The organism is Brevibacterium yomogidense, from assembly GCF_016107685.1.
GTDB lineage: Bacteria > Actinomycetota > Actinomycetes > Actinomycetales > Brevibacteriaceae > Brevibacterium > Brevibacterium yomogidense.
On the sequence record NZ_JABASY010000002.1, the window covers coordinates 561,308 to 581,315 of the forward strand.

Here is a 20,008-nt window from a genome sequence, read left to right on the forward strand (position 1 = left end):
ACGGCGGCAGACCCTCGCCGCCGATCCTCCTCCCGCCATGTCCGTGCCGCGCGCTATCGTGAACAGCATGAGTGCGCAGCCACAGGACACCCGGCCACAGGACGCGCCGCAGCGGCCCGTTCCCCGTGTGGGACACCGCCCGGAGATCGTGCGATCCGTCGCGCCGTTCGAAGTCGTCTCCGACTACCAGCCGTCCGGCGACCAACCCACCGCGATCGCGGACATGGCGGCCCGTCTGGACCGAGGGGAGAAGGACATCGTGCTGCTGGGTGCCACAGGCACCGGGAAGTCCGCCACCACCGCGTGGCTCATCGAGCAGGTCCAGCGTCCGACCCTCATCATGGCCCATAACAAGACACTGGCGGCCCAGCTCGCGAATGAGTTCCGGCAGCTGCTGCCGAACAACGCCGTCGAATACTTCGTGTCGTACTACGACTACTACCAGCCTGAGGCGTACGTCCCGCAGACGGACACCTTCATCGAGAAGGACTCGTCGATCAACGACGAGGTCGAGCGCCTGCGGCATTCGGCGACGAACGCACTCCTCACCCGGCGCGACGTCGTCGTCGTGTCGACGGTCAGCTGCATCTACGGCCTCGGCACTCCGGAGGAGTACGTGGACCGGATGGTGTCGCTGAGCGTCGGCGACGAACTCGACCGCGATGCGCTCCTCAAGCGCTTCGTGTCGATGCAGTACACGCGCAACGACGTCGCATTCACCCGCGGCACGTTCCGCGTGCGCGGTGACACGGTGGAGATCATCCCGCAGTACGAAGAGCTCGCCCTGCGGATCGAGTTCTTCGGCGATGAGATCGAAGCGCTCTACACGCTGCACCCGCTCACCGGTGAGATCGTGCGACAGGAGGAGGTCGTCCACATCTTCCCCGCCAGCCACTACGTCGCCGGCGAAGAGCGCATGGGCCGTGCGATCGAGGACATCGAGCAGGAGCTGCAGGTGCGCCTGCAGGAACTGGAGGGGCAGAACAAGCTGCTCGAGGCGCAGCGGCTCAAGATGCGCACGACCTACGACCTCGAGATGATGCGGTCGATGGGGTTCACCTCCGGCATCGAGAACTATTCGCGCCACATCGACGGACGCGCCAGCGGCACGGCGCCCAACTGCCTCCTGGACTACTTCCCGGAGGACTTCCTCCTCGTCATCGACGAATCGCACGCCACCGTCCCCCAGATCGGCGGCATGTACGAAGGGGACATGTCGCGCAAGCGCACTCTCGTCGACCACGGGTTCCGACTGCCGAGCGCTCTTGACAACCGCCCCCTGAAGTTCGCGGAGTTCCTCGAGCGGATCGGGCAGGCCGTCTACCTGTCCGCGACGCCGGGCACCTTCGAGCTGGAGCGGGCGCACGGGTACGTGGAGCAGATCATCCGGCCCACCGGCCTCGTCGACCCGAAGATCGAGGTGAAGCCCACCCGTGGGCAGATCGACGACCTCCTCGAGCAGATCCGTGTCCGCGTCGAACGGAACGAACGGGTCCTCGTCACCACACTCACGAAGAAGATGGCGGAGGATCTCACGGACTACCTGCTGGAGCACGACGTCCGGGTCGAGTACCTCCACTCCGACGTCGACACGCTGCGCCGGGTCGAACTGCTGAGCGAGCTGCGTGCGGGCGATTTCGACGTGCTGGTCGGCATCAACCTGCTCCGCGAGGGTCTCGATCTGCCCGAGGTGTCGCTCGTCGCGATCCTCGACGCGGACAAGGAGGGCTTCCTGCGGTCGGCCACGTCGCTCATCCAGACGATCGGCCGCGCGGCGCGCAACCTGCACGGCGAAGTCCACATGTACGCGGACACGGTCACACGGTCGATGCGGGAGGCGATCGACGAGACGGACCGCCGGCGGGCGGTCCAGATCAAGCACAACGAGGACCACGGGATCGATCCGCAGCCGCTGGTGAAGAAGCTGTCGGACATCACGGAACGGCTGCGCAGGGAGGACGAGGACACGCGTGAGATCCTCGCGGAATTCGACTACGGGAAGGGGAAGCGCGGCTTCAACGCGACGATCACCGACGCGCAGCGTGAGGCGTTCGAGAAGGGGCGCGGACCTCAGGCGCCCCTCGCCCCGCCGGCGGAGGACCTCGTGGAGCTCATCGCGTCGCTCACCGACCAGATGCACGCGGCGGCCGCGGATCTCCAGTTCGAGCTCGCCGCGCGTCTCCGGGACGAACTGGGCGACCTCAAGCGGGAGCTGAGGCAGATGAAGGAGGCGGGCCATGTCTGAGCCGTGTACGATTGGGCGTCGTTGAAGGGGAGTATCCCGCACTCGTCCACGTTCGTCATCACGATCGCCGCCTGTCGGCCGATCCGGACGTGGAGCGGCCGCCGGCCGTGGGAGAGACTTTCGACCGCGTGACGCGTCCACTCCTCTGAAAGGCACCCATGCAAGAGTTCTTCCAGGACCCCTACCACGTGTTCGAGGTCGTCTCGAGCGTCGTGCTCGTGCTCATCCTCGTCGCGGATCTCCTGCTGGTCGTGAAGCGACCGCACACGCCCTCCATGAAGGAGGCTTCGCTGTGGGTCGCGTTCTACGTCACCCTGGCCCTGGTCTTCGCGGGCGTGCTCTTCGCCATGGGGGATTCGACGCGCGGCGGGGAGTTCCTCGCCGGCTGGCTGACGGAGTACAGCCTCAGCATCGACAACCTGTTCGTCTTCGTCATCATCATGTCCGGCTTCGCGGTGCCCAAGCGGTACCAGCAGCAGGTCCTCATGGTGGGCATCATCCTCGCACTGATCTTCCGCGGCATCTTCATCCTGGCGGGCGCCGCGATCATCGACCGCTTCATCGAGGTCTTCTTCCTGTTCGGCGTCTTCCTCCTGTGGACGGCCTGGCGCCAGGCGTTCAGCGGCGAGGACGACGAGGACGCAGAGAACGGGTTCATCCGCTTCCTCCGCAAGCGCGTGAACATCACGGACGAGTACCACGAGAACAAGCTGCGCGTGAACATCGACGGGACGAAGTACTGGACCCCGATGCTCATCGTGTTCATCGCGATCGGCACGACGGACATCATGTTCGCGCTCGATTCGATCCCCGCGATCTTCGGCATCACCCAGGACACGTTCCTGGTGTTCACGTCCAACGTGTTCGCGCTCATGGGGCTGCGTCAGCTGTACTTCCTGCTGGGCGGTCTGCTCGACAAGCTGCCGTACCTCCACTACGGGATCGCGGCGATCCTCGCGTTCATCGGTGTGAAGCTGTTCCTCCACGCGCTGCACGAGACGGACTGGCTGCCGGAGTCCTTCACCTCGCAGGTGCCCGTCATCAACACGTGGACCTCCCTGGGCTTCATCGTGTTCGCCATGCTCGTCGCGACCGTCGCGAGCCTCATCGGGATGCGTCGCGAGCAGGAGGCCCCGCTGCGCCGGGACTGACCCGTCCTGCCGGGCACGGGCCCCTCATCGGGCACGACCTCCCGTCGGGCCCGTCTCCGTCCGGATCGGACGACGACGCCGAGGAGCCGGTCGTCTCTCGGGGTGACCGGCTCCTCGGCGTCTGTGTCCGCTCAGGCCGTGAGGCCGACGAGGATCGTGCGCCCGGTTCTGGACGCGAGTCCGGTTCAGGCCTCGAACGGGCCGAACACGGGGGTCCACGACCGGATGACGGTCTCCGCGATGACACCGGCGTCGTGGTAGGGGTCCTGCGTGAGGAGCTCCGCGATCGACTCCGTGGAATCACCGCGGAGGATGAGGAGACCGCCCGGGGTGAGCTCGTCCTCGAGCGGACCGGATGCCAGCAGCGTGCCGGCGTCGTGCTGCGACGCCTGCCACTCCCGGTGTGCGGGACGGACGCTCATCCGCGTGTCCGTGTCGGGTCCGTAGGTGTAGGTGACGGCGAAGACTGCCATGGCTCTCCTGTGTGTCGGTTTCGGGTGAGTGCGATACTCGAGGCGGTGCGTGCTGCGCACCGTGATCCGAGACTAACCCCGACCCAGCATCAGGAGCGCCCCCGTGTCCCGACTTCCGCAGATCCCCGACGACTTCGCGGATGCCGACACCGTCTGGGAGAGCTTCGACTCCCACGTGCGGGACCAGGGCCTCTCCCTGTACCCGGCCCAGGAGGAGGCCATCCTCTCCGTGCTCGCGGGCGACAACACGATCGTCGCGACGCCCACCGGGTCGGGGAAGTCGATGGTGGCGCTCGCAGCGCTGTACTACGCGGTGTCGACCGGTCGGACCGCGTACTACACTGCGCCTCTCAAGGCGCTCGTGAGCGAGAAGTTCTTCTCCCTCGTCGAAGCCCTGGGGCGCGAGAACGTCGGCATGGTGACCGGCGACAGCGCCGTCAACGCGGATGCGCCCGTCATCTGCGCGACGGCGGAGATCCTCGCGAACCACGCGCTGCGCGAAGGGGCGGAGCTGGACGTCGCCCTGGTCGTCATGGACGAGTTCCACTACTTCGGAGACCCCCAGCGCGGGTGGGCGTGGCAGGTCCCGCTGCTGGAGATGCCGCAGGCGCAGTTCGTGCTCATGTCCGCGACACTGGGGGACACGACGGACATCGAGCGACGGCTGACCGACCTCACGGGACGCGACACGGCTCTGGTCGGGTCGGTGGAGCGGCCGGTGCCCCTCGAGTTCGAGTACTCGCAGTCACCCCTGCTGGAGAAGCTCGCCCAACTGGTGGCGGAGGACCGTGCACCGGTGTACGTCGTGTCGTTCGTCCAGGCACGGACGGTGGAGCTCGCACAGTCGATCCTCGCCGCCAACCTCACGACTCGCGCACAGCGGGACAGGATCGCCGAGGAGGTCAAGGGGTTCCGCTTCGGCAAGGGCTTCGGCGTCACGCTCCGGAGGCTCGTCCTCGGCGGGGTCGGGGTGCATCACGCGGGGATGCTCCCGCGCTACCGCCGCCTCGTCGAGCACCTCGCCCTCACGGGCCTGCTCAGCGTTGTCTGCGGTACGGACACCCTGGGTGTCGGCATCAACGTGCCCATCCGCACCGTCCTCTTCACGTCGCTCACGAAGTTCGACGGTCGACGCGTGCGGCAGCTGCAGGTGCGGGAGTTCCAGCAGATCGCCGGGCGCGCGGGCCGCGCCGGCTTCGACGCGGTGGGCTATGTCGTCGCGCAGGCGCCGGAGCACGAGATCGAGAACGCCGTCGCGCTGGCCAAAGCCGGCGACGACCCGAAGAAGAAGCGCCGAGTGAAGCGCAAGAAGGCGCCGGAAGGGCACGTCGGATGGTCGGAGCAGACGTTCCGGAACCTCGAGAACGGGACTCCCGAGCAGCTGCGCTCCCACATGCGGATCACCCATTCGACGATCGTCAACCTGCTGGCCCGGCCCCGAGCGGGGATGCACACGATCCGCGACTTCCTCGAGCGGACGCACGAGCCGCGGGAACGGGTCCTCGACCTCATGCTCCGGGCACTGCGCATCGGCCGCAGCCTGCTGGCCGGCGGTGTCATCGAGCGGGTCGACGGCGCGGACGGCGGAGTCGAATACGTCCTGAGCGAGGACCTGGGCCCCGACTTCGCGCTCAACCAGCCGCTGAGCCCGTTCGCGCTGGCGGCCCTCGACCTGTTCGACGGGGAGTCGGAGACGTGGGCGATGGACGCCCTGAGCGTCATCGAGGCGACGACGCAGATCCAGTACCACATCATCCGCGGACAGCTCGACCGGATCAAGGGCGACGAGCTGGCCGCGCTCAAGGCCGACGGGGTCGAGTACACGGAGCGCATGGCCGTCCTCGACGAACTCGACGTGCCCCGCCCCAATGCGGAGGTGCTGGAGGCAGCGTTCGACGCCTATGCCGAGTCGGCACCGTGGGTCCGCGAGATCGGCATCGAACCGAAGTCGATCGTCGCGGACATGATCGAGCAGTCGATGAACTTCTCCCAGTTCGTCGCCTACTACGGGATCGCCCGGGTCGAGGGCGGGCTGCTGCGCTACCTCCTCGACGTCTGGCGCGCCCTCGTCCAGACGGTGCCCGTCGACCGTCGGGGGGAGGAGCTCGATGGGATCATCGGATGGCTGGGCGACCTCGTCGTCCGGGTCGATTCGAGCCTCGTCGAGGAGTGGGCGAAGCTCGCGGATCCCGGAGAGGCGCTCCCGGAGGTCGCGCTCCACGCGCTCGAGCAGACGTTCTCGTCCGATCGCCGCCGCTTCACCGCGGCGGTGCGCAATGCGCTGTTCCATCGCGTACTGCTGGCAGAGCGGGCCGCATATCGTGAGCTCGGCGCGCTGGACGCAGAATCCGGGTGGGGTGCCCGGGAGTGGGAGGACGCGATCGAGTCGTTCTACGACGAGTACGGCGACCTCGGCATCGATGCCGACGCACGGTCGGCTGCGATGATCGACATCACGGAGTCTGCGGAGACGTGGTCGGTGCGTCAGATCCTCGCGGATCCGCAGGGTGACCACGACTGGGCGATCCGCGCGACCGTCGACCTGCCCGCGAGCGACGAGTCGGGAGAGGTCGTCCTCACGATCGACGGGGTGGGACCGCTCACAGACCTGTGAGCGTGTCCGTGCCGGTGGATAGAGTGGGGGACGTGAAATCGCAGACCTCCACCCATGACGCGTCCCTCCACGACGCATCCCTCCACGACGACGTGCCCGTCATCCGTGTCCAGGGGGCGCGCGCCCACAACCTCAAGAGCGCCTCCGTCGCGATCCCGCGCGATTCGATGGTCGTCTTCACCGGCCTCAGCGGGTCGGGGAAATCCTCACTCGCCTTCGACACGATCTTCGCGGAGGGGCAGCGGCGCTACGTCGAATCGCTGTCGTCCTACGCGCGTCAGTTCCTCGGTCAGGTCGACAAGCCGGACGTCGACTTCATCGAGGGCCTGTCGCCCGCGGTGTCGATCGACCAGAAGTCCACGTCGAAGAACCCCCGGTCCACGGTCGGCACGATCACGGAGGTCCACGACTTCCTCCGTCTGCTCTGGGCGCGGATCGGTGTACCACACTGCCCCACGTGCGGTGAGGTGATCGAGAAGCAGAGCCCGCAGCAGATCGTCGACCGGCTCCTGGAGCTCCCCGACCGCACGAGGATCGTCGTGCTCGCACCTCTGGTGCGCGACCGCAAGGGCGAGTTCAAGGATCTCTTCGCGAACCTCCTGGCCCAGGGCTACTCGCGTGCGATGGTCGACGGCGAGCAGATCCGCCTGGACGACCCGCCGGACCTCAAGAAGCAGTACAAGCACACGATCTCCGTGGTCGTCGACCGCATCGTCGTCCGCGATGGGATCCGCCAGCGGCTCGCCGACTCCGTGGAGACGGGTCTGGGTCTGGCGGAGGGCCGCATCGACGTGGAACTGGTCGATGAAGGGACGACACGGACCTTCTCGGAGAACCTCCGGTGCCCCAACGACCACCCCCTCGTCCTCGACGAGATCGAACCGCGGACCTTCTCCTTCAACGCCCCGTTCGGCGCCTGTCCTGCCTGCGACGGGATCGGCACCAAGCTGAGCGTCGACGAAACACTCGTCGTCCCCGACGAGGACCTGTCCCTCACCGAAGGTGCGATCGCGCCCTGGTCCACCGGCAAGACCACCGCGCAGTACTTCCTCCGCATCGTCAAGGGGCTCGGGGACGAACTCGGCTTCGACCTCACCACGCCGTGGAGGGACCTCCCGGCGGCGGCCCGTCGCGCCCTGCTCGACGGGAAGGACTACAAGGTCACGGTGAAGTACCGGAACCGGTTCGGTCGTGAACGGACCTACTCGACCGGTTTCGAAGGCGTCGTCCAGTACATCCTGCGCAAGCACGGTGAGACGGAGTCGGAGGCCTCGCGCGAACGCTACGAGGAGTACATGCGGGAGATCCCGTGTGCCGTCTGCGACGGCGCACGGCTGCGCCCCGAAGTCCTCGCCGTGACGGTGGGCGAGCGGTCGATCGCGGACGTCTCCGCCCTGCCCATCGATGAGGCCGCGGAATTCCTGGGAGCACTGACCCTCTCCGATCGCGACGCGAAGGTCGCCGCCCAGGTCATGAAGGAGATCAACGCGCGACTGCGCTTCCTGCTGGACGTGGGACTCGACTACCTGAGCCTCGACCGGACCGCGGGGACCCTCTCCGGCGGCGAAGCCCAGCGGATCCGCCTGGCGACGCAGATCGGCTCCGGGCTCGTGGGCGTGCTCTACGTCCTCGACGAACCGAGCATCGGCCTGCACCAGCGCGACAACAGGAGGCTCATCGAGACGCTCGCGAAGCTGCGGGACCTCGGGAACACCCTCATCGTCGTCGAACACGACGAAGAGACGATCGACGCTGCGGACTGGATGGTCGACATCGGCCCCCACGCGGGGGAGCACGGTGGTGAGATCGTGTACTCCGGCCCGGTGGCGGGCATCGTCGACGCGCCGCGCTCCATCACGGGCGACTATCTGGCCGGACGTCGCAGCATCCCCGTGCCGACCACACGGCGCCCGATCGACCCGGATCGGATCGTCCACGTCGAACGCGCACGTGAGAACAACCTCAAGGACGTCTCCGTCGATTTCCCGCTGGGCGTCCTCACCGCTGTCACGGGGGTGTCCGGGTCCGGCAAATCGACGCTCGTGAACGACATCCTCTACACGGAGCTCGCGAACAAGCTCAACAAGGCCCGCAGGGTGCCAGGACGGCATAAGCGGATCACAGGGCTGGAGAACCTCGACAAGGTCATCCACGTCGATCAGTCGCCGATCGGTCGGACCCCGCGGTCCAACCCCGCGACCTACACCGGCGTCTTCGACCATGTCCGCCGGCTGTTCTCCGAGACGGAGGTGTCGCGGATCCGCGGGTACCAGCCGGGACGCTTCTCGTTCAACGTCAAGGGCGGTCGATGCGAGAACTGCAAGGGCGACGGCACCATCAAGATCGAGATGAACTTCCTGCCGGACGTCTACGTGCCGTGCGAGATCTGCGAAGGTGCTCGCTACAACCGCGAGACCCTCGAGGCCACGTTCAAGGGCAAGTCGATCGCGGACGTCCTCCACATGCCGATCGACGAAGCCGCCGTGTTCTTCGAGGCGGTCCCGGCGATCGCCCGACACCTCACGACACTCGTCGAGGTGGGTCTGGGCTACGTGCGGCTCGGGCAGCCCGCGACGACGCTGTCCGGTGGCGAGGCGCAGCGGGTGAAGCTCGCGGCGGAGCTGCAGAAGAGGACCCGTGGGCGCACCGTGTACGTCCTCGACGAACCGACGACGGGCCTGCACTTCGATGACATCTCCCGGCTGCTGGCCGTGCTCCAGGGTCTCGTCGACAAGGGCAACACGGTGATCGTCATCGAGCACAACCTCGACGTCATCGCGACGGCGGACCACGTCATCGACATGGGGCCGGAAGGCGGCAGGGGCGGCGGCACCGTCGTCGCGCAGGGCACCCCGGAGGCCGTCGCGCAGGACCCTTCCAGCTACACGGGCGAGTACATCGCGGAGCTCCTCCGCCGGAGGGGCGCCAGTGGATCCCAGTGAGTACAGGCCTGCGTCGGGGGAGATCCCGACGTCGGCCGGGGTCTACCGGTTCCGCGATGAGGATCGTCGGATCCTCTACGTGGGGAAGGCGAAGAACCTCCGCCAGCGGCTGAACTCGTACTTCGCGGATCCGGCAGGGCTCCACCCGCGCACCTTCCGGATGGTCCATTCCGCGGCATCGGTGGAATGGACAGTCGTCTCCAACGAGGTCGAGGCGCTCCAGCTCGAGTGGACGTGGATCCGCGAGTTCAGCCCACGCTTCAACGTGATGTTCCGGGACGACAAGTCCTACCCGTACCTCGCGATCACGACGAAGGACCGGGTGCCGCGCGTGTACGTCACCCGCGGCAAGCGACGCAAGGGCATCACGTACTTCGGCCCGTTCGGGCAGGCGTGGGCGATCCGCGACTCCCTCGACCTCCTGCTGCGGGTATTCCCGGTCCGCACGTGCACGACCGGCGTCTTCCAGCGCGCTGAGCGCAGCGGGAGGCCGTGCCTGCTGGGCTACATCGGCAAGTGCTCTGCGCCGTGTGTGGGCCGGGTGACGGAGGACGAGCACCGGGACCTCATCCGGGGGATCACCGACTTCATGTCCGGGTCGACGGGGACGATGATCTCCGCGCGGAAGCGCGAGATGGCCGACGCCGCGGCGGAACTGGACTACGAGCGCGCGGCGCGGGTGAGGGACGAGATCCAGGCGCTCGAGAAGGTCCTGGCGAAGAACGCGGTGGTCCTGTCGATGAACGCCGACTGCGACGTGTTCGCCCTCCATCTGGACGAACTGGAGGCCGCGGTGCAGGTGTTCCACGTGCGCGGCGGCCGCATCCGTGGGGAACGCGGGTGGATCGTCGAACGACTCGACGAATCCACGCGGGGGGATCTCACGGCGGACTACCTCCGGCAGGCGTACGGGGACGTCGACCCCCAGGCGGTGCCGCCGGAGGTGCTGGTCGACGTGCTGCCCGACGACGTCCCCGCGATGACCGACTGGCTGAAGGAACGGCGGGGCGGAACCGGTGTGCGTCTGCGCGTCCCGGAGCGCGGAGAGAAGAAGGCCCTGCTCGACACGGTGCGGCAGAACGCCGAGCAGTCCCTCGTCCTCCACCGGACACGACGCGCCTCCGACCTCACGACGCGCAGCGAAGCACTGCGGGAGATCCACGAAGTGCTGGGGCTCGACGAGCCTCCGCTGCGGATCGAGTGCATCGACAACTCCCACACGCAGGGCCAGGACGTCGTCGGCTCCCTCATCGTCTTCGAGGACGGACTGCCGAAGAAGCGCGACTACCGGCACTTCTCCGTGCGCGGCGAAGCAGCGCGCGACGACACCTCGGCGATGTACGACGTCGTCTCCCGCCGCTTCTCCCGCTACCTCGAGAGCCTGGGGGCGGAGGAACCGGACGAACGGTTCGGGTACCGACCATCGCTCCTGCTGGTGGATGGCGGGCCTCCGCAGGTGTCCGCGGCGCGGCGGGCGCTCGACGACCTCGGCCTCGCACAGATCGCGGTCGCGGGGCTTGCGAAGCGGCTCGAGGAGGTGTGGCTGCCGGGAGAGGACTACCCCACCGTCTTCCCCCGCAGCTCCGAGGGCCTGTACCTCCTGCAGCGCATCCGCGATGAAGCGCACCGCTTCGCGATCTCCTACCACCGGAAGAAGAGGGCCGCCACGGCGAGGGCCTCGGCGCTCGATTCGATCCCGGGCCTGGGACCCGCACGGCGCAAGGCGCTGCTCACACGATTCGGGTCCGTCGCACGGATCCGGAGGGCCTCGCTCGAGGATCTCCTCGAGGTGAAGGGCGTCGGACCCGCATTGGCGGCTACGATTCACGAAAGACTGAACGAAGGGACTCCAGCCGATGACAGCTGACACCGTTGCACGGGGACAGCAGCCCGAAGTCGTGCTCGTCACCGGGATGTCCGGCGCGGGGAAGTCGACTGCCGCGCGGGTGCTCGAGGACCTCGACTGGTATGTGGTCGACAATCTGCCCGCCCAGATGCTGCCCTCCCTCCTCGAGCTCGTCGGCCGGGCGGAGGGCGCGCTGCCGAAGGTCGCGATCGTCACGGACATCCGGGGGCGCGGCACGCACCGGACGGACCTCGCGGCCGCCGTCGACGAATACCTCCACCAGGGCGTCGCCCTGCGGGTGCTGTTCCTCGACGCCGCCGACGACATCCTGGTGCGCCGCTACGAATCGGTCCGCCGTCCCCACCCCATCCAGGGGGAGGGCACCCTGCTCGACGGGATCACGGCGGAGCGCGGCGTGCTCGAGAACCTCCGGCACCGGGCGGACGTCGTCATCGACACCTCGGACCTCAACATCCACGAACTCGCGAAGGAGGTGCGGGGGGCGTTCGCCGGCGGAGACGGCGACGCCCTGCGCATCACGGTCCTGAGCTTCGGCTTCAAGCACGGCATCCCCATGGACGCGGACCACGTGGCGGATGTCCGGTTCCTGCCGAACCCCCACTGGGTGCCGCACCTGAGGCCCTTCGACGGAACCGACTCCGAAGTGGCGGACTACGTCTTCCAGAAGCCGAACGCGTCCGCCTTCCTCGACGACTACACCCGGGCGCTCGCGACCGTGATCGAAGGCTACGTCGACGATGGCCGATCGTTCGCGACCATCTCGCTGGGCTGCACCGGCGGCAAGCACCGCTCCGTCGCGATGTCGGAGGAGCTCGCCCGTCGTCTGCGACAGGCCACGGGAGTGCGGGTCGCGGTCCGCCACCGCGATCTCGGAAGGGAGTGAGGCAACGATGAACGGACCCGGGACCCCCGATACGGGGCGCGCACCCAGTACGGAGGAACTGCCCCTGCTGGTCGGAGGCGCCTTCGGCGACCAGTCCACCGCCCGAGGACGGAAGGGCGAGCCGCGGATCGTGAGCTTCGGCGGGGGCCACGGGCTGTACGCGGCGCTGCGGGCCTTCCGCCTCCTCACGGAGAGCCTCACGGCGGTCGTGACCGTGGCGGACGACGGCGGTTCGTCGGGTCGCCTGCGGACGGAGATGGGAGGACTGCCCCCCGGCGACCTCCGGATGGCGCTGGCGGCCCTCTGCGACGACGGTGACTGGGGCCGCGTGTGGCGCGACGTCATGCAGCATCGGTTCGTCTCCGACGGCGCGCTCGACGGCCATGCGGTGGGGAACCTCCTCATCGCCGCGCTCTGGCAGATCCACGACGACCACGTGGTGGGCCTCGATTGGATCGCGCGACTGCTGCGCGCACACGGCCGCGTCCTGCCGATGTCGTCCGTACCGCTCACGATCGAAGCGGACGTGCACACCGCGCAGGAGGAGCCGCCGGTGCTGATCCGCGGGCAGTCGGTCCTCGCGTCGACACCAGGGCGGGTGGCGGAGGTCCGCCTCGACCCTGCTTCGCCTCCCGCACGCAGCGAGACGATCGCTGCGGTGCAGGAGGCGGACGTCCTCAACCTGGGGCCCGGCTCGTGGTACACGTCCGTGATGCCCCACCTGCTGGTCCCGGACCTGGCGCGAGCGATCTGCGAATCCACGGCCATGCGCACACTCACCCTCAACCTCGGTGCGGCACCGGGGGAGACAGCCGACCTCACCCTGGTCGACCACCTGCAGTCGCTGCACAACCACGCTCCTGAACTGCGTCTCGATCACGTGCTCGTCGACGCAGTGGCAGCCGCTAAGGAACCCGCGCTCGTGGACATCGCGTCCTCGCTCTTCGGCGCTCAGGTGCGCACGCACCCGCTCACCTCGCGGCGGGCGCGACAGCACGACAGCCTCAAGCTGGCCGCCTGCTACCGTGACATGCTGCTGGACAGCGGTCTCCTCGCGGAGGACCAGTGGTGAAAGACGACGGAACGAAGGAGGCGGAGGGCACATGGCGCTGACCGCGCAGGTCAAGGACGAGATCGCACGGTTCGACGTGATGCGGGTGTCCGCCCGGAAGGCGGAGGTGTCGTCGATCCTCCGGTTCGCCGGCGCACTCCACCTGTCGGGCGGCGCGATCCTCATCGAGGCGGAACTGGACACCGCAGCCGCTGCCCGCCGTCTCCGCGGGGAGATCCGTGGACTGTTCGGCTACACGGCGGAGATCGTCGCGATCACCGGCAGCGGACTGCGGCGGGGAAGCCGGTACTTGGTCCGCGTGGCCCAAGAGGGCGCGGCACTGGCACGGCAGACCGGTCTCCTCGACGCGCGGGGGAGACCGGTGCGCGGCCTGCCCTCGACGATCGTCAACGGCGCCGTCGCCGATTGCGAAGCGGCGTGGCGCGGTGCCTTCCTGGCGCACGGCTCCCTCACCGAACCCGGACGGTCCGCAGCCCTCGAAATCACGTGCCCCGGGCCGGAGGCGGCCCTCGCCCTCGTCGGCGCCGCCCGTCGGCTCGACCTCAGCGCGAAGGCCCGCGAAGTGCGCGGCACTGACCGGGTCGTCATCCGCGACGGTGACGCGATCGCCGCATTGCTGACCCGGATGGGGGCCCACGACGCCGTGCTCGTGTGGGAGGAGCGGCGCATGCGCCGCGAAGTGCGCGCGACGGCCAACCGCCTCGCGAACTTCGACGACGCGAACCTCAGGCGGTCGGCGCGTGCAGCGGTCGCCGCAGGTGCTCGCGTCGAGCGCGCCCTGGAGATCCTGGGCGACGAGGTCCCGGAGCACCTGCGCTACGCGGGGCTCCTCCGCCTCAACCACAAGCAGGCCTCCCTCGAGGAGCTGGGCCAGCTCGCGGACCCCGTCATGACGAAGGACGCCGTCGCCGGACGGATCAGGCGCCTGCTCGCGACCGCGGACAAGCGCGCGGAGGAGCTGGGTGTACCCGGTACGGATGCGAACATCACTGCGGAGATGCTCGAGGAGGAATGAGCCCGCTCCGAGTCGATAGGATGGAAGCCCCTGACGAGGAAGAGGTTCTCACTTCATGACTACTCGGATCGGCATCAACGGCTTCGGACGCATCGGGCGGTCGTTCCTCCGGCAGTCGCTCACGGCTGAGGGTGTGGAGGTCGTGGCGGTCAACGATCTCACCGACAACGCCGCGCTCGCGCACCTGCTCACCTACGACTCCGTCTGGCGGCGCATCGACGCAGACGTGTCCTATGACGACAGCTCACTCATCATCGACGGGCGCCACATCCACGCGACCGACCATTCGACCCCGGGGGAGATCCCGTGGCGGGAATACGGTGTGGACGTCGTCATCGAGGCGACGGGGCGCTTCCGCACGGCGGATCAGGCGCGAGGTCACCTGGATGCCGGAGCCCGCACTGTGGTGCTGTCCGCGCCCGGCAAGGGTGTCGACGGCATGTTCGTGATGGGTGTGAACCATGACGACTTCGACCCTGACGTGCACACGATCGTGTCGAACGCCTCGTGCACGACGAACTGCCTCGCCCCGGTGGCGAAGGTCCTCCACGAAGGGGTGGGCATCGCCTCAGGCCTCATGACGACCGTGCACGCCTATACGGGAGACCAGCGGCTCGTCGACGGCAACCACAAGGACCCCCGTCGTGCGCGGGCCGCGGCGCTCAACATCGTGCCGACGACGACGGGGGCCGCCGCCGCCGTGGGCAAGGTCCTCCCGGAGCTCGAAGGACGACTGAGCGGACTCGCGGTGCGCGTCCCCGTGCCGACGGGGTCCCTCGTGGATCTCGTGTTCACGCCGGAGCGCCAGGCGGACGCCGCGGAGGTCAACGCACTGCTCCGAGACGCCGCACAGGGCAGCCTGTCAGGGATCCTCGCCTACACGGAGGACCCCATCGTGTCCTCCGACATCGTCATGGACGAGCACTCCGCGATCGTCGACGGGCTCCTCACGGAGCGGATCGGGGACCAGATCAAGGTGATCGCCTGGTACGACAACGAATGGGGCTACTCGCACCGCCTGCTCGACCTCGCCGCGCACATCGGCACACAGCTGTCCTGAGGCCCTACCGGCCGTGAAGCGTCCGAAAGGAACCACAACCACATGTTGACACTCACCCCCTCCGTCGACGTCGCGGGGAAGCGCGTGCTCGTGCGCAGCGACCTCAACGTCCCGATGACCGACGGGGTCATCGGTGACCGAGGGCGGATCGCCGCCTCCGCACCGACGATCCGGTCCCTCGCCGAGGCCGGGGCTCGGGTCGTCGTCGTCGCCCACCTGGGGCGTCCCGGCGGCGTCCCGGCGGCGGAGCTGTCGCTCGCACCGGTCGCCGATGCGCTGGCTGAAGAGGTGGGCCGTCCGGTCGCGTTCGCACGGGACACGGTGGGGGAGTCGGCGCGGTCCACGGTCGACGGACTCGCGGACGGGGAGATCGCACTGCTCGAGAACCTGCGGTTCAACGCGGGGGAGACGGCGAAGGACGATGCGGAGCGCTCGGCGTTCGCCGAGCAGCTGGCACAGTTCGCGGATCTCTTCGTCTCCGACGGCTTCGGCGTGGTGCATCGCAAGCAGGCGAGTGTCTTCGACGTCGCCCGCCTGGTGCCTGCGTACGCGGGCGGTCTCGTCTCCGCCGAGGTGGAGGTCTCCACGCGGCTGCTCGAGGACCCCGCGCGCCCCTATGCGGTCGTCCTCGGCGGCTCCAAGGTGTCGGACAAGCTCGGTGTCATCGACAGCCTGCTGGAGCGCGCGGATCTCCTGGCGATCGGCGGAGGAATGGTCTTCACGTTCCTCAAGGCGCAGGGTCACGCGATCGGCGCGAGCCTCGTGGAGGACGATCAGCTCGACACCGTGCGCGGCTATCTCGCGAAGGCCGAGGAACGGGGCGTGGAGATCCTCCTGCCGGAGGACATCGTCATGGCGGCGTCCTTCGACCGCGACGCCGAGCACTGGCCGGCGGACGTCGACGCCCTCGAATCGACCCCGGGCGGTCCGACCGCGCTGGGACTCGACATCGGTCCCCGTGCGGCGGCTGCGTTCGCACGCCGCATCAGCGCGGCACAGACCGTGTTCTGGAACGGACCGATGGGGGTCTTCGAATTCCCCGCCTTCGCCTCTGGCACCCGTGCTGTGGCGGAAGCGCTCACGCGCGCTCACGGCGGCCGGGAGGAGGGTCGCCTCACCGTCGTCGGCGGAGGTGACTCGGCGGCCGCGGTACGGGCGCTCGGTTTCAACGACGACGATTTCGGTCACATCTCGACGGGAGGCGGAGCCTCCCTGGAATTCCTCGAGGGACGCACGCTGCCCGGCCTCGAGGTCTTGGAAGGACGGTCCGCGTGACACAGTCAGGACGCATCCCGCTCATCGCGGGGAACTGGAAGATGAACCTCGATCACTTCGAGGCGCTCACGCTCGTGCAGAAGCTCGCGTGGGCGCTGAGGGACCTCAAGGTCGACCTCGAGGCGATCGATGTGGCGGTCATCCCGCCCTTCACGGACATCCGCTCCGTGCAGACCCTCGTCCAGGGGGAGCGGATGGGCCTCACGTACGGGGCGCAGGACCTCTCCGCGCACGATGCGGGCGCGTACACCGGTGAGGTGTCCGGAGCCTTCCTCGCGCGTCTGGGCTGCACATACGCGCTGGTCGGGCACAGCGAACGGCGAGAGCGCCACGATGAGGACGATGCGGTGGTGGGCGAGAAGCTCCGCGCCGCCCTGCGGCACGAGCTCACACCCGTCCTCTGCGTCGGTGAGCCCCTCGACGTGAGGCAGGCGGGCAGGCACGTCGACCATGTCCTCGCGCAGGTGGCGGCGGCCCTCGACGGGTCGTCGACCGATGCTCTGGGTGGGCTCGTGATCGCGTACGAACCCGTGTGGGCGATCGGCACGGGGGAGACAGCAGGCCCCGACGAGGCACAGGAGATGGCTGCCGCGATCCGCGAGAGCCTCGCGGGTTCGCACGGTGAGGCGTTCGCCCGGACGGTCAGGATCCTCTACGGGGGAAGCGTCAAGGCGGAGAACGCAGCCGAAGTCGTGGCAGGCGCCGACGTCGACGGCGCGCTCGTCGGGGGAGCAAGTCTGGACCCGGCGGGTTTCGCTGATCTCGTCAACGCCGTGTACCGAGTAGACTGAGGCCACTATGGAGATCCTCAACTGGACGCTGACTGCGATCCTCATCCTCACCAGCGTATTCCTCACCATGCTCATCCTCATGCACAAGGGGAAGGGCGGGGGCATGTCCGACATGTTCGGCGGCGGCATGAGCTCATCGCTCGGCTCGTCGGGGGTGGCGGAGCGCAACCTGAATCGTTTCACCACGCTCGTGGCGATCGTCTGGGTCGCCAGCATCGTGCTGCTCGGAGTCGCAGTCCGCTTCTCCTGAACGCGGTCACGAGCGGCGTCGCCCGGCATGTGTGAATGAGTGAAGGCCCGGAGGGGGTTCCCTCCGGGCCTTCAGCACGCCTCCGAGCCGCCTCACCGGGGTGCGGTGCCCTCACAGTCTTAAGGTTCTGTCCCTGCGTTGTCCGAGTGCGCGGGGGTGAAGGGGCTGTGCCCCGCAGCACCACAGTGCGCCGACCAGCAGCAGCTCCCGTCAGAACTGGAGAAGGAGATCGCCGCGAACGCGGCGATCATCGAGCAGTCCCGCCACGCGACAGACGACGGTCGATCCGCATATGAGACGGTGCCCAGAGCCTCACGTCCACCGCACCCGCAGGGGAGTGATCGCTGGGTCCTGCCCACCACCCTCCACAGTCTGTCGCGCCGGTCGTTCAGCGCGGCGTCTCACCGGCCTCAGCGCTGGATCGTGTCGTCGCTGTCACCGGCTGCGTCGGCGTCGTCGTCAACCTCTGAGCCGTCGCCGACGGCAGAGGAATCGTCCGACGTCGTGCTGACTGCCGAGTCCTCAGCCGCAACCTGCGCCTCGGCTGCCGTTGAGGACTCGGCCGCCGGTGACGCCTCTGTGGCCCCTGGATCCTCAGGAGCAGCCGCCGGCTCCGTCATGGTCGTGGTCTCGCCCGTCTCTCCTGGCTCGTCGGGCACCCGCGGCTCTGGGTCCGGGAGGGATTCGACCGCTGCGAGGAGATGGGCGACGCCTTCTGCGCGGTCGGTGAGTGTGAGTCTCACGACCGGTCTGCCCGCGTCGGTGAGGACCTGCGCATCACCTGCGGCCTGAGCCGATTGGAGCGCCGCGAAGCTGAAGCCGGCTTCCGGGACCGCCACGTCCGGGGCCGTGGCCGTATCCGCGGTGACGAACAGGAACGAGCCGGTGGGCCGGCCGCCCTTGTGGAACTGGCCCGTCGAGTGCAAGTAGCGCGGTCCCCAGCCGAACGCCACCGTTCCACCGGACTTCCGCGCGAGCAGGTCACGCAGGGACGCCGCGTCGGCATCCTGGTCGGCGCTGAGGAAGACCTGCACCGCAAGATACTCGTCCTCGTCGTCCGGATCGGGGAGCAGGTCGGTGAGGACCTCGGCCAGACTGGTCCGCTCCTCCGTGACAGTGGTCCGCACGACGACGGGGCCGTCGACGAGAGCAGGCGTGTCCTCTGCCTCGGCAGCCGGCGCGTCCTCGGCCTCGGGAGCGGAACCGATGTCCGGAACGGCCCCCGCCTCGGCGGCAGCGGCATCGTCGTCCGCGGGAGCGAGCAGCTCCCGAGCGCGGACCTTCGCGTCCTCGACGTCGGGCTGGTCGAATGGGTTCACCCCGATGCCCGCGCAGAGCAGAGCCGTGGCGGTCTGCCAGACGAGCAGCTGTGCGCCCAGAGGCGCCTCGTAGGAGACGGCGACCCCGGAGATCGGCTGGCGCGTCCCGACCGCGGGTCCTACGAACCCGATGGCCGTCGCCGCGTGCGCGTCGTGGAAGCCATGTGCATCGATGGAACCGCAGGCGATCGGGAGGATACCCAGCCCGTCCTTGCCGGACGATTCCGCGATGAGCTGCTCGAGCCACGCCGGCAGGCCCACGAGGGTGTCGTCAGTCGCTGCCAGGGCGAGGGTCCGCACGCCCCGTGCGTGCGCGGCGGTGAGTGCGGCGGCCAGTCGGAGGGCAGGGTTGTCCTCGTCATCGTCGCGCACGGCGCTCGCGACCGCTGCGGCGTCGTCGACGACCTGCTGGACGTCTGCCCCTGCGAGTCCGGCGGGGACGAGCCCGAAGGCGGCGAGCGCGCTGAAGCGGCCTCCCACACGGGGATCGGCGAGGAACACCCGGCGCCACCCCTCCTCGAGGGCCTGCTCGGCCATCGGGGTGTCCGGGTCGGTGACGGCGATGAGCCGCGACCGGGGGTCGATGCCCCGGGACAGCAGTCCCTGCGCGAACGCCGAGGCGGCGGACACCGTCTCGATGGTCGTCCCGGACTTCGTGGCGACGACCAGGGCGGACCGGTCGAGATCCTCACCGTCGCACAGCGCGGTGATGTCGACCGGGTCCGTGGAGTCGATGACGACGAGTTCGGCGCCGTACGCCCGCGCAATGACCTCGGCGCCCAGCGACGAGCCGCCCATGCCGGCGAGCACGATGCGATCGACGCCATCCGTGGCGAGTTCGTCCCGCAGCGCGTCGATCTGCTCGATGAGACCGGCTGCCCGCGTGTGCAGGTCGGTCCAGCCCAGGCGCGTGGAGGCGAGCTCCGCCGCCTCCTCACCCCACACCCCTGCGTCGCGAGAGGCGACGCGCGACGCCAGCCGGAGATCCAGCATGCGGGTGAGCTCCGCGCTGAACACGTCGGGCGCGGGGAAACCAATCTCTGCCGTCATC

Annotated in this window: 14 protein-coding genes; 12 read left to right on the top strand and 2 right to left on the bottom strand. The window is 68.6% G+C overall.

What is annotated here, in order from left to right; genetic code table 11:
- Nucleotides 1–67 precede the first annotated feature (67 nt).
- Both uvrB and JFC09_RS06895 read left to right on the top strand, forming a co-directional pair.
- Nucleotides 68–2,245 carry an excinuclease ABC subunit UvrB gene (gene uvrB / locus JFC09_RS06890; protein WP_232483224.1) on the top strand — a complete coding sequence of 726 codons (2,178 nt, stop codon included), beginning with the start codon at nucleotides 68–70 and terminating at the stop codon, nucleotides 2,243–2,245.
- 158 nt (nucleotides 2,246–2,403) lie between these two features.
- On the top strand, nucleotides 2,404–3,396 hold the full coding sequence (locus JFC09_RS06895) for a TerC family protein (RefSeq protein WP_198393244.1): 993 nt from the start codon (nucleotides 2,404–2,406) through the stop codon (nucleotides 3,394–3,396).
- A 185-nt stretch (nucleotides 3,397–3,581) separates the two neighbouring features.
- Here the strand turns inward: JFC09_RS06895 and JFC09_RS06900 are convergent, their stop codons facing one another.
- Complete coding sequence (locus JFC09_RS06900; RefSeq protein ID WP_198393245.1) at nucleotides 3,582–3,869, bottom strand: YciI family protein; 288 nt, start codon at nucleotides 3,867–3,869, stop codon at nucleotides 3,582–3,584.
- A gap of 103 nt (nucleotides 3,870–3,972) precedes the next feature.
- Here JFC09_RS06900 and JFC09_RS06905 point away from each other — a divergent pair, with 103 nt between their 5' ends.
- The 10 genes from JFC09_RS06905 to secG are packed head-to-tail and all read left to right on the top strand — an operon-like array spanning nucleotide 3,973 to nucleotide 17,638.
- Nucleotides 3,973–6,483, top strand: a complete 2,511-nt coding sequence (locus JFC09_RS06905; protein WP_198393246.1) for a DEAD/DEAH box helicase — start codon at nucleotides 3,973–3,975, stop codon at nucleotides 6,481–6,483.
- 32 nt (nucleotides 6,484–6,515) lie between these two features.
- Nucleotides 6,516–9,425, top strand: coding sequence for an excinuclease ABC subunit UvrA (gene uvrA / locus JFC09_RS06910; protein ID WP_408610945.1), 2,910 nt, complete (start codon nucleotides 6,516–6,518; stop codon nucleotides 9,423–9,425).
- Nucleotides 9,412–11,292: an excinuclease ABC subunit UvrC gene (gene uvrC / locus JFC09_RS06915; protein WP_198393247.1), complete on the top strand. Its 1,881-nt coding sequence runs from the start codon at nucleotides 9,412–9,414 to the stop codon at nucleotides 11,290–11,292. Before uvrA ends, uvrC begins: the two co-directional genes overlap by 14 nt.
- Entirely contained in the window at nucleotides 11,282–12,175 is an 894-nt protein-coding gene (gene rapZ / locus JFC09_RS06920) for an RNase adapter RapZ (protein WP_198393248.1), read from the top strand. Before uvrC ends, rapZ begins: the two co-directional genes overlap by 11 nt.
- 7 nt (nucleotides 12,176–12,182) lie before the next feature.
- Nucleotides 12,183–13,247, top strand: a complete 1,065-nt coding sequence (locus JFC09_RS06925; RefSeq protein ID WP_198393249.1) for a gluconeogenesis factor YvcK family protein — start codon at nucleotides 12,183–12,185, stop codon at nucleotides 13,245–13,247.
- Nucleotides 13,248–13,278: 31 nt separating this feature from the next.
- On the top strand, nucleotides 13,279–14,262 hold the full coding sequence (whiA, locus tag JFC09_RS06930; RefSeq protein ID WP_198393250.1) for a DNA-binding protein WhiA: 984 nt from the start codon (nucleotides 13,279–13,281) through the stop codon (nucleotides 14,260–14,262).
- A gap of 55 nt (nucleotides 14,263–14,317) precedes the next feature.
- Nucleotides 14,318–15,322 carry a type I glyceraldehyde-3-phosphate dehydrogenase gene (gene gap / locus JFC09_RS06935; protein ID WP_198393251.1) on the top strand — a complete coding sequence of 335 codons (1,005 nt, stop codon included), beginning with the start codon at nucleotides 14,318–14,320 and terminating at the stop codon, nucleotides 15,320–15,322.
- A gap of 42 nt (nucleotides 15,323–15,364) precedes the next feature.
- Complete coding sequence (locus JFC09_RS06940; protein ID WP_198393252.1) at nucleotides 15,365–16,597, top strand: phosphoglycerate kinase; 1,233 nt, start codon at nucleotides 15,365–15,367, stop codon at nucleotides 16,595–16,597.
- Nucleotides 16,594–17,388 (top strand): triose-phosphate isomerase, encoded by a 795-nt coding sequence (tpiA, locus tag JFC09_RS06945; protein ID WP_332839683.1) that lies wholly within the window; start codon nucleotides 16,594–16,596, stop codon nucleotides 17,386–17,388. Before JFC09_RS06940 ends, tpiA begins: the two co-directional genes overlap by 4 nt.
- A 7-nt stretch (nucleotides 17,389–17,395) precedes the next feature.
- Nucleotides 17,396–17,638: a preprotein translocase subunit SecG gene (gene secG / locus JFC09_RS06950; RefSeq protein WP_198393253.1), complete on the top strand. Its 243-nt coding sequence runs from the start codon at nucleotides 17,396–17,398 to the stop codon at nucleotides 17,636–17,638.
- Nucleotides 17,639–18,048: 410 nt separating this feature from the next.
- Here the strand turns inward: secG and JFC09_RS06955 are convergent, their stop codons facing one another.
- Nucleotides 18,049–20,007, bottom strand: a complete 1,959-nt coding sequence (locus JFC09_RS06955) for a glucose-6-phosphate isomerase (RefSeq protein WP_198393254.1) — start codon at nucleotides 20,005–20,007, stop codon at nucleotides 18,049–18,051.
- Nucleotide 20,008: the final 1 nt, after the last annotated feature.

Bases quoted from the DNA above. Each gene is read 5' to 3' on its own strand.
- uvrB (WP_232483224.1), top strand. From the start codon at position 68: ATGAGTGCGCAGCCACAGGACACCCGGCCACAGGACGCGCCGCAGCGG.
- JFC09_RS06895 (WP_198393244.1), top strand. From the start codon at position 2,404: ATGCAAGAGTTCTTCCAGGACCCCTACCACGTGTTCGAGGTCGTCTCG.
- JFC09_RS06900 (WP_198393245.1), bottom strand. From the start codon at position 3,869: ATGGCAGTCTTCGCCGTCACCTACACCTACGGACCCGACACGGACACG.
- rapZ (WP_198393248.1), top strand. From the start codon at position 11,282: ATGACAGCTGACACCGTTGCACGGGGACAGCAGCCCGAAGTCGTGCTC.
- JFC09_RS06925 (WP_198393249.1), top strand. From the start codon at position 12,183: ATGAACGGACCCGGGACCCCCGATACGGGGCGCGCACCCAGTACGGAG.
- whiA (WP_198393250.1), top strand. From the start codon at position 13,279: ATGGCGCTGACCGCGCAGGTCAAGGACGAGATCGCACGGTTCGACGTG.
- gap (WP_198393251.1), top strand. From the start codon at position 14,318: ATGACTACTCGGATCGGCATCAACGGCTTCGGACGCATCGGGCGGTCG.
- JFC09_RS06940 (WP_198393252.1), top strand. From the start codon at position 15,365: ATGTTGACACTCACCCCCTCCGTCGACGTCGCGGGGAAGCGCGTGCTC.
- secG (WP_198393253.1), top strand. From the start codon at position 17,396: ATGGAGATCCTCAACTGGACGCTGACTGCGATCCTCATCCTCACCAGC.
- JFC09_RS06955 (WP_198393254.1), bottom strand. From the start codon at position 20,007: ATGACGGCAGAGATTGGTTTCCCCGCGCCCGACGTGTTCAGCGCGGAG.